The sequence below is a fragment of the Streptomyces sp. NPDC001381 genome (genome assembly GCF_042895685.1).
Classification (GTDB): domain Bacteria; phylum Actinomycetota; class Actinomycetes; order Streptomycetales; family Streptomycetaceae; genus Streptomyces.
In genome coordinates this window covers 54,803-69,283 of record NZ_JBIAWO010000004.1, presented here as the reverse complement: position 1 = coordinate 69,283, position 14,481 = coordinate 54,803, and the positions used below count along the sequence as shown (strand labels likewise).

Here is a 14,481-nt window from a genome sequence, read left to right as displayed (position 1 = left end):
CTCTAGTCCGGCGTGAGGCTCATGACGCTGTGGATACGGGAGAGGGTGAAAACGCGCTCGTCGTCTCGCAGGTGGCACCAGGCTTCTAGGTAGGGCGGGTCGAGCATGAGGCGGCTGAGGGTGCGCACCGTCCGGTTCCCCGAGGTGGCGACGTACTCGACGGTGATGGGTTCACCGGTCTCGATGGCGTGGGCGAGCTGACGGACGTCGCTGTACGGCAGGCGCTTTGCCCACCCTGCGACGATCTCCTCGGTGTCCGTGGCGAAGGCCGCTCCTCCGTCGAACGGCGAGGGCTCGGGAGACGTCGGCGGGGCCTTCAGTAGTTGGGTCGCCAAGATGTTCGGGTCAACTGCGGTGGGTGCCTTCGCCACGTCTGTGGCAGCTTTCCGGCCGCTGTCCCGCGCGCGGGTGCGGCGCGGAGCCGGCACAGGAGCGGCGGCGCGCCGGAGCTGGGTTTTCTCGATCCGTACCGTGCCTTCGGCGGTCTCGGCGACGGGGGCGTATCCCTCGGCCCGGAGCGCGGCGACGGTCGTGTCGAGCGGGCTGCGGCTGACCAGTACCGTCGGCGCCAGCTGCCGTAGCCCAAGTTTGGTGAGCTTGCGGTGGGCGGCGAGTTCCGCCAAGAGTGCGGGCTCGTCGCCGTGGAGGACGCAGGCGGCGGGGGCGATGCGCACGCGCCCGTGGCCACGTGCGGTGTCGTTGATCAGGTACGACAGAGGCTGAGGCAGGGGCCCGGCGGCGACGGCGGCCAGGTCGGCCGTGATGTCGTCGCAGGTACGGCCGGCGTCGAGTGACCGGCGGATGCTGCGGGAGCTGATGCGCCACACTGATGCCGTGCCACTGGACTCCCGGTCGGCGACGGAGTCCAGGAGCGAGGCCAGCCGCGCGGACGGTGTGCCGGTGACGACGGCGGTGAGGTCGGCGCCGATCCGTGCCGTCGCGGTGGCCGAGGGCAGCAGCCGCCGGCACTCGACGCCCAGCGCCTCCGTGTCGCCGGTCCGCAGATGGATGCCGAGGGCGGACAGGGCACCGCGAGCGAGTACCCCGAGGATCTCGGCCTCACGGATCACGGTGGCAAACGGTGTTCCGTCCAGGAGCGATGAGTGGGCGAGTGGCCGATGCCATGCGATCAGAGACCCCAGCTCCGAGGTGACCGTCGTGCCCTGCCCTGCCGGAAGCTGTGCGGCTGCGGTCAACAGCCCGTGGCGAGCCTGCATGCAGCCATTGCAGGGCGGTGCTCCCGCGAGAGCCGGAAGCGACTTGCTGTCCTCGTCACGCGCCTGGGTCGGGGTGAGCGGCAGGTTCCGCCAGGCCTGAAGCAGTACCGCGAACTGCTCCGGGGGTTCCTGTTCCGCCCAGGCGTCATACGCCTCCGTGGGCGCCACGCGATCGCCGTCCCGACCCAGGAGCCCGGCCGCGTGCGCGGTCTCGAGAGCCAGGCGTACGACGGCGTCGTCGGCCCGGGCGGCCTTGCTGATCCGCGCCAGCTCCCGCGCACCGATTCCGCCGGACTTCAGCCGGGCAGGCGCGGCCGTCGAACATGCCGACAGGACTGAGACGGCATGGGTCACGAACGCCGTGGCCGCGGCCGACGCCTCGCTGTCCACCTCCCTCGGGGTGACGGGCGTCAGCCGCGCGAAAGGCGGTATGGGCTCGAACGGGGCGTGCCAGCCGGGTCCGCGCAGTGCGCGCGCCACCTCTGCAGGCATACGGGCCGGGCCGTAGCGGTGACGGTCCTGGATCAGGAGCCCCCTGTCCAGCGCCCATCGCTCGCCCGGTTCGAGGCCGGGGCCGACAGCACCGAACACGATGAACTGCGGCTGCCCCGGCACGCCCTCAGCTCGGCGGTCGAGCAGCTCCCGGGCCGCTGCAGGAGCTTTCGCGACCACCGAGACGACCTGTTCCGGGTCGCTGTGGTGTTCCACCAGTGTGGCCAGTCGTTGCGGCTTGGTGGCCGCCGGCTTGACGCCTAGTGCCGCCAGCATGCCGCGAAGTTCGTCGGAGGTCGCGCCCGCGAGCAGTTGCTCCAGCGGAGCGTCCAGGCCCAGGGGCGCCTCCCAGACCTGCCGCAGCGGTCCGGCCATGCGGAGCGTCCCCGCGTCGTCCGGCCAGACCAGAGCGTGATCGGCCAGCACTTCCAGTACGGCGTCCAGTTCGCTGGCGTCGTCGTCCGCCACCCCCAGCAACTCCGCCAGGGCTTCGCGCGAGGCCGGCGCACCCAGCGCCGCCAGAGCCTCGGCCACCTGGAGGTGTGGCAGCGCGAGCCGCGGCAGGGACAGTGCTACCGATCCCGGGCGCTGAAGACGGTCCGCCAGCTCACCCACCGAGCGTGGCTCCGGAGGGGACATGGCGTCCTTCCGCGCTTCGAGCACGCGTGCCAGACGAGAGCCATCGAGGCTGCCCAGCCATGTCGCCAGCGTTGATCGGGACTTCACGCGGAATGCACCTCGTCGCACGAGTGAGTCGCAGCGGGGCCGGAGAACCCGCGCCGGGTTCAACAATGGCGTATCCCCGTGACCAGCGGGTGCCGCACGGAGGCAGTTGCCCCCAGGGAGCGTCGGCAGGGTGCGGCCCGCCCCACTGAGGCGCGAGAGGTGACCGGATCCCGCACCGGTACTCCGAACTCCCTGCGCATCCTGTACCGCCTCGCGGAACGCCGGAAGAGCCGAGCCACATGCGTGGCTCGGCTCTTCGTATCGCCTGTTCAGGCGGCTGCGGAGGATACGAGATTCGAACTCGTGAGGGGTTGCCCCCAACACGCTTTCCAAGCGTGCGCCCTAGGCCTCTAGGCGAATCCTCCGCCGGAAACATTACATGACCGAGAGGAGTGCTCGCGAACTCGTTCCTGGCCGTCGGCATCGGGTACTGTTTGGGCAGCCCCTCACGCGGCGCTATCTGACTGAACTCCCCCAGGGCCGGAAGGCAGCAAGGGTAGGTCGGCTCTGGCGGGTGCGTGGGGGGCGCTTGCGTTCCGGGGTGGGCAGGGGTGGGCGGTGTCCGGGCCCGGTGCCCGGTGCTCGCGCGGATCCCGGTTGTCGGTGGGCGCCTATAACCTCGTAGGCGTGTCGTCTCTCGCGCTGTACCGCCGCTATCGCCCGGAGTCGTTCGCCGAGGTCATCGGGCAGGAGCATGTCACCGACCCGCTGCAGCAGGCGCTGCGGAACAACCGGGTCAATCACGCGTACCTGTTCAGCGGTCCGCGTGGGTGCGGCAAGACGACCAGCGCGCGGATCCTGGCCCGGTGCCTGAACTGCGAGAAGGGCCCCACGCCGACCCCGTGCGGCGAGTGCGACTCGTGCCGGGACCTGGCGCGCAACGGGCCGGGATCGATCGACGTCATCGAGATCGACGCCGCGTCGCACGGTGGTGTGGACGACGCCCGTGACCTGCGGGAAAAGGCCTTCTTCGGGCCCGCCCGCAGCCGCTACAAGATCTACATCATCGACGAGGCCCACATGGTCACGTCGGCCGGGTTCAACGCGCTCCTCAAGGTCGTCGAGGAGCCGCCGGAGCATCTGAAGTTCATCTTCGCAACCACCGAGCCCGAGAAGGTCATCGGGACCATCCGCTCGCGGACGCACCACTACCCCTTCCGGCTCGTCCCGCCGGGGACCCTGCGGGACTACCTCGGTGAGGTGTGCCAGAAGGAGGACATCCCGGTCGAGGAAGGCGTCCTGCCCCTCGTCGTGCGGGCCGGGGCCGGGTCCGTGCGTGACTCCATGTCCGTCATGGACCAGCTGCTCGCCGGCGCGACCGACGCGGGTGTGACGTATGCCATGGCCACCTCCCTGCTCGGGTACACGGACGGCTCGCTGCTCGACTCCGTCGTCGAGGCCTTCGCCACGGGCGACGGAGCCGCCGCCTTCGAGGTCGTCGACCGGATCATCGAGGGGGGCAACGACCCCCGGCGGTTCGTCGCCGACCTGCTGGAGCGGCTGCGCGACCTCGTCATCCTCGCCGCCGTCCCGGACGCGGCCGAGAAGGGGCTCATCGACGCCCCCGCCGACGTCATCGAGCGGATGCAGGCCCAGGCCGGCGTCTTCGGCGCCGCCGAACTCAGCCGCGCCGCCGACCTCGTCAACGAGGGACTCACCGAGATGCGGGGCGCCACCTCGCCCCGCCTCCAGCTCGAGCTGATCTGCGCGCGCGTGCTGCTGCCCGCCGCCTACGGTGACGAGCGCTCCGTCATGGCCCGCCTCGACCGCATCGAGCGCGGCGTGAACTTCTCCGCCGCCGGTGCTCCCCAGGGGCTGCCCGCGATGGGGTACGTGCCCGGGCCGGAGGCGCACGGCGGCGGCGCGGCCGCGGCCGGCGGCGCCCCCATCCCGCCGGGAGGCGGAGCGGCCGCCGCCCGGGCCGCGGTGCGGGGCGGTGCGGGCGCGGGTCCGGGTGCCGGACCGGGTGCCGGGCCTGCGGCGGGTGCGGGATCGGGTGGCGCCTCCGTTGCCGCCCAGCATCCCGGCCAGCCGCCTTCCCCGTACCCGGCGCAGCACCCCGACCACCGACCTTCCGCCGTGCCCCCCGCTGCCGCGGCGGCCGCGCCCTCCGCGCCTCCCGCACAGGCTCCCGCCGCCGCGGAGACCGGTCCCGCGCAGCCCGCCGCCCCTGCCCCCGCTTCGGCCCCGCCTGCCCAGCCCCCCGCCGCCGCTGCCCCCGCCCCGGGCGCGTGGCCCACCGCCGCCCCCGCGGGCGGCGGGCGCCGGCCCGGCGGCTGGCCCACGGCCACCCCTGCGGGCGGTGGAGCGGTCCGTCCCCCGGCGGCCACCGCCGCCCCCGCGGCCTCCGTCCCGGTACCGGCCTCGGCCACCCCTTCCGCCCCTGCTGCCTCCGCCCCGACGGCCTACGCACCCCCCGCCGGCGGCCTCGACCCCCGCATGCTCTGGCCCAATATCCTGGAGGCGGTCAAGAACCGCCGCCGCTTCACCTGGATCCTCCTCAGCCAGAACGCGCACGTCGCGGGCTTCGACGGCACCACGCTCCAGCTCGGCTTCGTCAACGCCGGTGCCCGCGACAACTTCGCGAGCAGCGGCAGCGAGGAGGTGCTGCGGCAGGCGCTGGCCGAGCAGTTCAGCGTCCAGTGGAAGATCGACGCGGTCGTCGACCCGTCCGGCGGCGGCTCGGCCCCCGCGCCGGCCGGCGGTCACGGCGGCGGCGCGGCGCCGGGCGGCTACGGCAACGCGGGCGGCGGTCACGGCGGCCCCTCGTCGTACGGCGTCCCGGGCGCCGGCTACGGCGGCGGTCCGGCCGCACAGCCCCCGGCGTCCGTCACCCCGGCCCAGTCCGGTCCCGCGTCCGCGTCCTCGTCCGGGTCGGCCCAGGCCTCCGCCGGCGCCGCTGCCCCGCCCCGGCCCTCCGCCCCCGAACCGGTCGCTCCCGAGGACGACATTCCCGAGGACGACGACCCCGACCTCAACGAGTCGGCCCTCTCCGGCCATGAACTGATCGTGCGCGAGCTGGGCGCGACCGTGGTGGAGGAGTACACCAACGAATAGGCGAGGCCGCCCTTCGGCCCCGGTTCCCGCAGACCACCGCCGCGTTTCGGAGGAATCTACGAAGGCCTGGCCTCCCGGTCCTCGGAAGCCCGCACAAAGGCACCCCGCCGCCTCCCGTTAGGCTGACCCCCGTGAACGTCCTCGTCATCGGCAGCGGCGCCCGCGAACACGCACTGTGCCGCTCACTGTCCCTCGACCCCGCCGTCACCGCGCTGCACTGCGCTCCCGGCAACGCCGGCATCGCCGAGGTCGCCGAGCTGCACCAGGTCGACGCCCTGGACGGCAAGGCCGTGTCCGCGCTGGCGCTGGAGCTCGGCGCCGACCTGGTCGTCGTAGGCCCGGAGGCGCCGCTGGTGGCCGGGGTCGCCGACGCCGTCCGGGAGGCGGGGATCCCGGTCTTCGGACCGTCCGGGGAAGCCGCGCAGCTCGAGGGGTCCAAGGCCTTCGCCAAGGAGGTCATGGCCGGGGCCGGCGTCCCGACCGCCCGCTCGTACGTCTGCACGAACGCCGAAGAGGCCGCCGAGGCCCTCGACGCCTTCGGCGCGCCGTACGTCGTCAAGGACGACGGTCTGGCCGCGGGCAAGGGCGTCGTCGTGACCGGCGACCTCGACGCGGCGAAGGCGCACGCCGCCGCCTGCGAACGCGTGGTCATCGAGGAGTTCCTCGACGGCCCGGAGGTCTCCCTCTTCGCGATCACCGACGGCGAGACGGTCCTCCCGCTCCAGCCCGCCCAGGACTTCAAGCGCGCGCTGGACGGCGACGAGGGTCCCAACACCGGTGGCATGGGCGCGTACTCGCCGCTGCCGTGGGCCGACCCCAAGCTGGTGGAGGAGGTCCTGGAGACGGTGCTGCAGCCGACCGTCGACGAGATGCGCCGCCGTGGCACCCCCTTCTCCGGGCTGCTGTACGCCGGTCTCGCGATCACCAGCCGGGGCGTGCGGGTCATCGAGTTCAACGCCCGCTTCGGCGACCCCGAGACGCAGGTCGTCCTGGCCCGGCTCAAGACCCCGCTCGCCGGCGTCCTGCTCGCCGCCGCGACCGGCACCCTCGCCGACGTGGCGCCGCTGCGCTGGAGCGACGACGGGGCCGTCACCGTCGTCATCGCCTCCCACAACTACCCCGGCACCCCGCGCACCGGCGACCCGATCACCGGGCTCGACGCGGTGGCCGCCGAGGACGCGCCGCACGCGTACGTCCTGCACGCCGGGACCAGGCGGGACGGCGAGTCGGTCGTCAGCGCGGGTGGCCGCGTGCTGTCCGTCACCGCGACCGGCACCGATCTCACGCAGGCCCGTGAGCGGGCGTACCAGGCCGTCGCGCGGATCGGTCTCGACGGTTCCCAGCACCGTACGGACATCGCCGCGAAGGCGGCGGCGGGCGCGTAACACGCCCTGCCACCAGGCAACATCCTCCAGGCCCCGGGTGCCGTGGGAGTCCCTAGCGGACGCCCCCGGAACCCGGGGCCTGATCGTTGCCCATCGTCATCCACCTCTCCCCAAAGCCATTCCATCGAGTGAGCGCTGAGCTATCCGGCTGACGGGGGCCGGAGGGCCAACTAGGGTGCGGCGCAAGCATTCCGGCACTTGGCCCACCGGCATTGCGATGTCAGTGGCGGGTGCCACAGTGGGGGAGTGAGCAAGAGCAGGCAGGCGAGGACCGCGAGACGGTGAGGGGGTGAGTTCCGGTCGTGACCGGTATGGGTGTGGAGGCGGGCGCGCAGGCCGCGAGGGCCCGGGCGCTGGCCGTGCTGCGCATCCGCAGCCGGGCGCTCGCCGTCGCACTGCTGCCCGTGGCCGCCGCCGTGATCCTGCTCGTCGGCGGTTCCACGGGGCACTTCGTGGGCCCCGGCTGGGACACCGCCCGCTGGGTGGTCTCCGTGGTCGCGCTCGTCGTGCTGCTCGCCGCCGCTGTCGTGGGCCTGGTCGTCGCCCGCGCCCGCCCCGCCGTCAGCCCCACCGTCGCGATCGCCGAGGATGCGGCCCCCGACCTGTACCGGCTGGTGCGCGACCTCGCCGACCGCCTCGACGTCCCGGCACCCTCCGCCATAGCGCTCACGCCGGACTGCGACAGCTGGCTGGAGGACCGCACCCATCCGGCGCACGGCCCGCCCGCGCCCCGGGCGCGGGACGAGATAGCCGGCGCGGGTTCCGGCCGGCACCTCCACCGCCGTACGGCGACCGCGCCCGTCCTCGTGATCGGCTCCCCGTTCCTGTGGTGGATGCGCGTCGGCGAGCTGCGCGCCGTCCTCGCCCCGGTCGTCGCCGGTACGGGTCCTTCGGCGCACCCCGACATAGCTGCGGCCCGGCGTTTCGTGCGAGGGCTGGACGCCGCGGTGGCCGTCTCCGCCGACCGGGGCCGCTGTCCCGGCGTCCGCCTGGTCTGCGTGGGCATCGGCTGGGTCACCCGGCTGATGCTGCGCGGCTGCCAGGCGCACGCCGCCGAGATGGAACGGGGTGTGGCCGCCGCGGCCGCCGAGCGCGCACAGGCTGTGGACTACGGCCTGCGGATCGTCGCCCAGGAGCAGGTCGGCCTGGCGTACGCGGGCTGGGACCGGCTGCTGACCCGGGTCGCGCTGCCGGCCTGGCGGATGGGCCGCTGGCCGTCCCGGCTGGACGCCGGCGTCGTGGCCGCGCTGACGGAACTGTCCCGCCGGGACCGCCTGGCCGAGGGCTTCGCCTCCCGCCTAGGTGAGCGTCCCGCCTGTGACCTGCTCGAAGAGCCCGGCGTCGTCGACGAGGCCGCCTCCCTGCTCGCCGCCCGCCTCTTCCACGGCGGCCCCGCGGAGTCCGGTCCCGACTGGTCCCCGGTGGGCTGGCACGAGTACCCGGACGAGGTCGTGGACCGCAAATGGCGCACCGACGCGGCCCGCCTCCACCGGGTCCTGGACTCCCTGGGCGTCCGCCCCGCCCCCGACCCCACACCCCACCATCCGGTCGGCCCCACCCTGGCCCGCGTACTGGACCACCTCACGGACGCCTCCACCCCGAAGACGATCACCCCCCTCACGGACGACCCCGGCCCCACGGCCCTCACGCCCTTCCTGGACGACACCGACCCGACGACCATCACCTCTCTCACGGAGGGTTCCGGTCCGGCGCCGGCCACGCCCTCTGCGGACGGCCGTGGCTCGGCGGACCTCACGCCTCTCGGGGACCGAGCGGCCTCGACAGACTCCCCGAGCCTGCCGGACCGCGTCACCCCGACGGGCACCCCCGGCCCGCCGGACCCAGCTTGCTCGACGGAGGCGACGAGCCTCTCGGACCGAGCGGCCTCCGCCGACCTTCCGAGCCCGGCAGGCACCCCGGCCCCCTCGGCCCACCCGCAAGCCCCGGACCGACAACCGGACCCGTCCCACCTCCCGGACCCGTCCCACCTCCCGGACCCGTCCCACCTCCCGGACCCGTCCCACCTCCCGGACACGGCCGACCCGTTGGACACCCCGCACGCCGCCGACTCACCCCCGCAGCCCGCGACGCCGCCGACGTCCCAGGTGCACCCCGCAACCCCCTTCCTGCCCGACGACGGCGACGACGAGGACGGGCTTCCCGCCCCCAATCCCCGAAGCAAGGCGCTTGCCGCGCGGCTGGGGACGGAGGTGGCGCGGGAGGAGGCGGTGGCGGCGACGCCGCCCGCACCCAGCGGGGGACAGGGCGGCCCCGACGGACCCCTCTGGGAGGACGGCGCCCTCCCGCTCTTCCCGCTCCAGCCCCCGCGCACCGACCGCGAACTGCTCGCCGATCACGTCACGGCGATGGTCTGCTGCGCCGCGATGGACACCGTCGGTGCGACGCCCGGGCTCGACTGGCTCGACGGCCCCACCCTCCTCCTCGGCGGCGAGCGCGTGCCCGACCTCGCGCCCCGTGTCCTCAGCCTCGTCGAGGACGGCGACGCGGCCCCGTTGCGTGCCTGGCTGGTGGAGCTGGGCATACGCCCGGAGAAACCGGTACGGCTGGGCTGACCCGAACCGCCGCCCGAACCGCCGCCCGAACGGCCACCCCGGCCCAGCCTGGGCCCGCCCGGGCCTCGTGGGACCGTACTCCGGGCCCACCCGGGCCTCGTCGGGACCCTGTCCCGGGACCGCACCCCGGGCCCACCCGGGACCCCACCCCGCCGACTCCCAGCCACACCCGAGCCCCACCCCAGCCACACCCGAGTCCCCACCGGCCCCCCGACCGGCCCCCCGCCCAAGCTGACCCGCCCGGAACGGACCCACTGGTTCCACTTTCGGCCAATTCACAACGAATAGTGACTGTCTGCGCGCGTTATGTGATGTGCTGGGACCGGATCGCGCCCATGGCATGGGCGTGCGACATAGGACAGGCACACAGAGGACCAGCGCGTCCGCACGGCGCGCAGCGCGACCGCATCGAGACCGCACCGCCGGACGATCACGGGGGCACCAGGGAGGGGAGCGCCATGGCACCGGGACCGGAGCACATCCGCCGATGGGAGTCGGGAGCACTGGCCCACGCCGTGACGGATCCTTTCGGCCAGGGCCCCGTCCCCTGGCTGCGCGGCAGCGAGACCTACTTCGACGACACCGGGCACGTCGTCCCCTGGTACGTCGACCCGGCCCCCGCGGCGAAGGAGGGCGCCCCCAGGGTCCCCGCCCCCCGCAGCGCACCGGCGTCCGGCGTCCCCCGCTCCGCCGACGACGTCCGCCGCCAGATCAAGGGCTTCACCTCCACCGGCGCGGTCGCCCCCGGTGAGGCCGTCGACTTCCACATCACGGTCGACCCGCCCCAGGAGTTCAGCGTCGACATCTACCGCATAGGCCACTACGACGGCGACGGCGCCGCCAAGATCACCACCAGTCCCCGGCTCTCCGGCATCGTCCAGCCGCCGCCCCTGACCGCCGACCGCACGGTCTCCTGCCACCACTGGTGGCTCTCCTGGCGCCTCCAGGTTCCCTCGTACTGGAACGTCGGGGCGTACGTCGCCGTCCTCACCACCGCCGACGGCTACCGCTCCCACGTGCCCTTCACGATCCGCGACAACCGCCCCGCCGACCTGCTCCTGCTCCTGCCCGACATCACCTGGCAGGCCTACAACCTCTACCCCGAGGACGGCCGCACCGGCGCCAGCCTCTACCACGCCTGGGACGACAAGGGCCGTCTCCTCGGCGAGGCCGACGCCGCGACCACGGTCTCCTTCGACCGGCCGTACGCGGGCGCGGGCCTGCCCCTCCACGTCGGGCACGCCTACGACTTCATCCGCTGGGCCGAGCGCTACGGCTACGACGTCGCCTACGCCGACGCCCGCGACCTGCACGCCGGCCAGATCGACCCCACCCGCTACCGGGGCCTGGTCTTCCCCGGCCACGACGAGTACTGGTCGACGGCCATGCGCCGCACGGTCGAGCTCGCCCGCGACAGCGGCACCTCCCTCGTCTTCCTGTCCGCCAACACCCTGTACTGGCAGGTGGAGCTCGGGCCGTCCCCGTCCGGAGTCCCCGGCCGGCTGCTGACCTGCCGCAAACGCAAGGGCCCCGGCAAGTCCCTCCTGTGGCGGGAGATCGACCGCGCCGAGCAGCAGCTCGTCGGCATCCAGTACGCGGGCCGGGTCCCCGAGCCGCATCCGCTGATCGTGCGCAACGCCGACCACTGGTTGTGGGAGGCCACCGGAGCCCATGAGGGCGAGGGCATCGAGGGCCTGGTCGCGGGCGAGGCCGACCGCTACTTCCCGCGCACCCCGCTCCCGCCGCACGAGGAGCGCATCCTCCTCGCCCACTCCCCCTACACCGACAGCGAGGGCGTCCTGCGCCACCAGGAGACCTCCCTCTACCGCGCCCCCTCCGGCGCCCTGGTCTTCGCCTCCGGCACCTTCGCCTGGTCCCCCGCCCTGGACCGCCCCGGCCATGTCGATCACCGCATCCAGCGCGCCACGGCCAACCTCCTGGACCACATCTGCAAGCGCTGCTGACCCACCCCGCGCCGACCCGCCCGACCCTCTGTCCTTGATCGATCCCGGTGTACGGGACAATCAAGCCACTAGGACAGAACCACGGGGAGGAACCGTGTCCGGATTCGTAGAAAAGCCCGAGCCCCTTCAGGTGCCGGGCCTGGTGCATCTGCACACCGGCAAGGTGCGCGAGCTGTACCGGAACGAGGCGGGCGACCTCGTGATGGTCGCCAGCGACCGTACGTCCGCGTACGACTGGGTGCTGCCGACCGAGATCCCCGACAAGGGCCGGGTCCTCACCCAGCTGTCCCTGTGGTGGTTCGACCAGCTCGCCGATCTGGTCCCCCACCACGTCCTCAGCACGGAACTGCCTGCCGGCGCCCCCGCCGACTGGGCCGGCCGCACCCTGATCTGCAAGTCCCTGCAGATGGTCCCGGTCGAGTGCGTGGCCCGCGGCTACCTCACCGGCTCCGGCCTCGTCGAGTACAACCAGTCCCGCACGGTCTGCGGCCTCGCCCTCCCCGAGGGCCTGACCGACGGCAGCGAACTCCCCGCCCCGATCTTCACCCCGGCCACCAAGGCCGCCGTCGGTGAGCACGACGAGAACGTCTCCTACGAGGAGGTCGCCCGCCAGGTCGGCGCCGACACCGCCGCACAGCTGCGCCAGGCCACCCTCGCCGTCTACGGCCGCGCCCGCGACATCGCCCGCGAGCGGGGCATCATCCTCGCCGACACCAAGTTCGAGTTCGGCTTCGACGGCGACACCCTCGTGGTCGCCGACGAGGTCCTCACCCCGGACTCCTCCCGCTTCTGGCCGGCCGACCAGTGGCAGCCGGGCCGCGCCCAGCCGTCGTACGACAAGCAGTTCGTCCGCGACTGGCTCACCTCGCCCGAGTCCGGCTGGGACCGCAAGAGCGAGCAGCCTCCGCCGCCGCTGCCCCAGCAGATCGTCGACGCGACCCGCGCCAAGTACATCGAGGCGTACGAACGCCTCACCGGCACCAGCTGGTCGTAAGGGAGCAACGGGTGGGGCCCCCGGGAAACCGGGGGCACGAGAAAACCCCGGTCACAAGGACCGGGGTTCTCGACTGGAGCGGACGACGAGGCTCGAACTCGCGACCTCAACCTTGGCAAGGTTGCGCTCTACCAACTGAGCTACGTCCGCAGTGCGCCGTGGCGCGAGGCCAACTATACCCAACCCCGCTCGCGTGCGAGACGCACCGCCGCGTGCCGGTTCTCCGCCCCGAGTTTGGAGAGGGCCGACGACAGGTAGTTCCGCACGGTGCCCGGTGACAGCGCGGCCCGCTCGGCGATCTCCGTGACGGGCGCCCCGTCGGCGGCGAGTTCGAGCACCTCGGCCTCCCGCGAGGTCAGCGGCGAGTCCCCGGCCGCGATCGCGTCGGCCGCCAACTCCGGATCGACGTAACGGTTTCCGGAGTGCACGGTACGGATGATCTCCGCGAGCCGCTGGGCGCTCACCGTCTTCGGGACGAACCCGCGCACACCCGCCGCGAGCGCCCGCTTCAGATGCCCCGGCCGGCCGTGGCTGGTGACGATCAGCACCCGGCAGCCGGGCAGCTCCGCCCGCAGGGATGTGGCGACCTTCACACCGTCCGCGCCCGGCATCTGGAGATCCAGCACGGCCACGTCCGGCTCGTGCGCCCGCGCCATCGCCAGCGCCTCCGGCCCGGTGGCCGCCTCGGCGACGATCACCAGGTCGTCCTCCAGCGAGAGCAGCGCGGCCAGCGCGCCCCGGATGAGGTGCTCGTCGTCGGCGAGCAGCACCCGCACCGTCATGACGTGACCTCACTCACAGCACTCGTCTCCTTCGGTGGGTCGTCGGCCTTGCTCTCCAGGCCCTTCCCGCCCAGCGGCACCTCCGCCACCACCCGGAACACACCCGCCCCCACGAACCCGGCTTCCAGCGTCCCGTCGACCTGCCGCAGCCGCTCCCGCAGACCCGCGAGTCCCGACCCGCCGCCACCGTCTCTTTCGGCCACCGCCCCGTCGTTCTCCACCGTCAGCACCACCCGCCCCTCCGTCACCCGCAGTCCCACGGAGCACCGCCCGGCGTCCCCGTGCCGCAGGACGTTCGTCGTCGTCTCCCGCACCACCCAGCCGAGCGCCGACTGCACCTCATCGGGCAGCCCGTCGGCCTCGCCCCGCACCTCGCAGGCTATCCCCGCAGCCGTCAGCACCCCTTGCGCACCGGCGAGTTCGACCCCCAGGTCGGCCTCCCGGTACCCCCGTACGACCTCGCGCACCTCCCGCTGCGACTCCTGCGCCAACCGCTGCACCTCGATCATCTGCTCCACGGCCTCCGGCCGCCCGCGCCGGGCCAACTGGACCGCAAGTTCGCTCTTGAGGGCGATGACCGCCAGATTGCGCCCCATCACGTCGTGCAGATCCCGTCCGAACCGCAGCCGCTCCTCGGCGACGGCGAGCCGCGCACGGGTCTCACGGGCCTCGTCGAGCTCGTAGACGGCGTTCAACAGCCAGACCGAGAAGACGGAGGTGAAGGCGAGGAACGCGCCGCCGATCAGCACCGACGCCATCGCGACGAGCGTGGCGAAGCCGTCCCCGCTGATGGGGAACGCCACGGCGCCGGCCCCCGCCGCGAAGCCGTTGACGACGGCGAACACCCGGTGCCGTTTGCGGACACCGAGCGCGGTGACGCCCGCCGCGAAGATCAGGGAGACCCCGAACACCACCCCCGCGGCGGAGCCCACGCCTTCACGGTCCGGGCCGTGCTCCGCGATCCAGATCGCTACGACGGCGACCCCCGCGGTGACGGCCGCGAGTGCCCACAGCAGCCGGACCGGCTGGGGACGCCGCCCCAGTGTCCAGTCCAGCGCCCGCGACGCCGTCGCGGCACAGAGCGTGCAGTGCACGAGCATCATCGGCGGCAGCCACAGCCCGGCCCCGGTCCACAGCGCCGCCCCCGTGAACGGCAGCCCCACCGCCGTGAACTCGGCCAGCGCGAAGAAGTGGAACGACCACCGTGTGTAGGTCTCGACCTTCGCCGGTGTGCTCTTCCGCCGCCACCAGCCTCCTGGCCTGCGCATCCCCGTGTCTCCCCCGTCCCCCC

The 14,481-nt window shown here is 73.4% G+C and carries 8 protein-coding genes, 2 tRNA genes and 1 other RNA gene; 6 read left to right on the top strand and 5 right to left on the bottom strand.

The window, feature by feature from the left end:
- Positions 1-2: 2 nt before the first annotated feature.
- Together ACFY2L_RS18870 and ACFY2L_RS18865 are read right to left on the bottom strand one after the other, a co-directional pair.
- On the bottom strand, positions 3-2,435 hold the full coding sequence (locus ACFY2L_RS18870; RefSeq protein WP_390822854.1) for a helicase-associated domain-containing protein: 2,433 nt from the start codon (positions 2,433-2,435) through the stop codon (positions 3-5).
- A 280-nt stretch (positions 2,436-2,715) separates the two neighbouring features.
- Positions 2,716-2,800 (bottom strand) — tRNA-Ser (locus tag ACFY2L_RS18865).
- A gap of 72 nt (positions 2,801-2,872) precedes the next feature.
- Between ACFY2L_RS18865 and ffs the strand changes: the two genes are divergently transcribed.
- The 6 genes from ffs to ACFY2L_RS18835 all read left to right on the top strand — a co-directional run bounded on the left by ffs (position 2,873) and on the right by ACFY2L_RS18835 (position 12,408).
- Positions 2,873-2,971, top strand: an RNA gene (gene ffs, locus ACFY2L_RS18860) — signal recognition particle sRNA small type.
- 91 nt (positions 2,972-3,062) lie between these two features.
- The gene (locus tag ACFY2L_RS18855) at positions 3,063-5,492 is read left to right on the top strand and encodes a DNA polymerase III subunit gamma and tau (protein ID WP_390662286.1); all 2,430 of its coding nucleotides are present in this window, start codon (positions 3,063-3,065) and stop codon (positions 5,490-5,492) included.
- A 131-nt stretch (positions 5,493-5,623) separates the two neighbouring features.
- Entirely contained in the window at positions 5,624-6,877 is a 1,254-nt protein-coding gene (purD, locus tag ACFY2L_RS18850; protein ID WP_390822853.1) for a phosphoribosylamine--glycine ligase, read from the top strand.
- 311 nt (positions 6,878-7,188) lie between these two features.
- Positions 7,189-9,450 carry a hypothetical protein gene (locus ACFY2L_RS18845; protein WP_390823188.1) on the top strand — a complete coding sequence of 754 codons (2,262 nt, stop codon included), beginning with the start codon at positions 7,189-7,191 and terminating at the stop codon, positions 9,448-9,450.
- Between the two features lie 458 nt (positions 9,451-9,908).
- Positions 9,909-11,414 (top strand): N,N-dimethylformamidase beta subunit family domain-containing protein, encoded by a 1,506-nt coding sequence (locus ACFY2L_RS18840; RefSeq protein WP_390822852.1) that lies wholly within the window; start codon positions 9,909-9,911, stop codon positions 11,412-11,414.
- A gap of 94 nt (positions 11,415-11,508) precedes the next feature.
- Positions 11,509-12,408 carry a phosphoribosylaminoimidazolesuccinocarboxamide synthase gene (locus ACFY2L_RS18835; protein ID WP_390662289.1) on the top strand — a complete coding sequence of 300 codons (900 nt, stop codon included), beginning with the start codon at positions 11,509-11,511 and terminating at the stop codon, positions 12,406-12,408.
- 74 nt (positions 12,409-12,482) lie between these two features.
- Here the strand turns inward: ACFY2L_RS18835 and ACFY2L_RS18830 are convergent.
- The 3 genes from ACFY2L_RS18830 to ACFY2L_RS18820 form a co-directional block, all read right to left on the bottom strand.
- Positions 12,483-12,558: transfer RNA gene (locus ACFY2L_RS18830), tRNA-Gly, on the bottom strand.
- A 23-nt stretch (positions 12,559-12,581) separates the two neighbouring features.
- Positions 12,582-13,190, bottom strand: coding sequence for a response regulator (locus tag ACFY2L_RS18825; protein WP_390662290.1), 609 nt, complete (start codon positions 13,188-13,190; stop codon positions 12,582-12,584).
- Complete coding sequence (locus ACFY2L_RS18820; RefSeq protein ID WP_390662291.1) at positions 13,187-14,458, bottom strand: sensor histidine kinase; 1,272 nt, start codon at positions 14,456-14,458, stop codon at positions 13,187-13,189. The genes ACFY2L_RS18825 and ACFY2L_RS18820 overlap by 4 nt, the downstream gene beginning before the upstream one ends.
- Between the last annotated feature and the right edge of the window lie 23 nt (positions 14,459-14,481).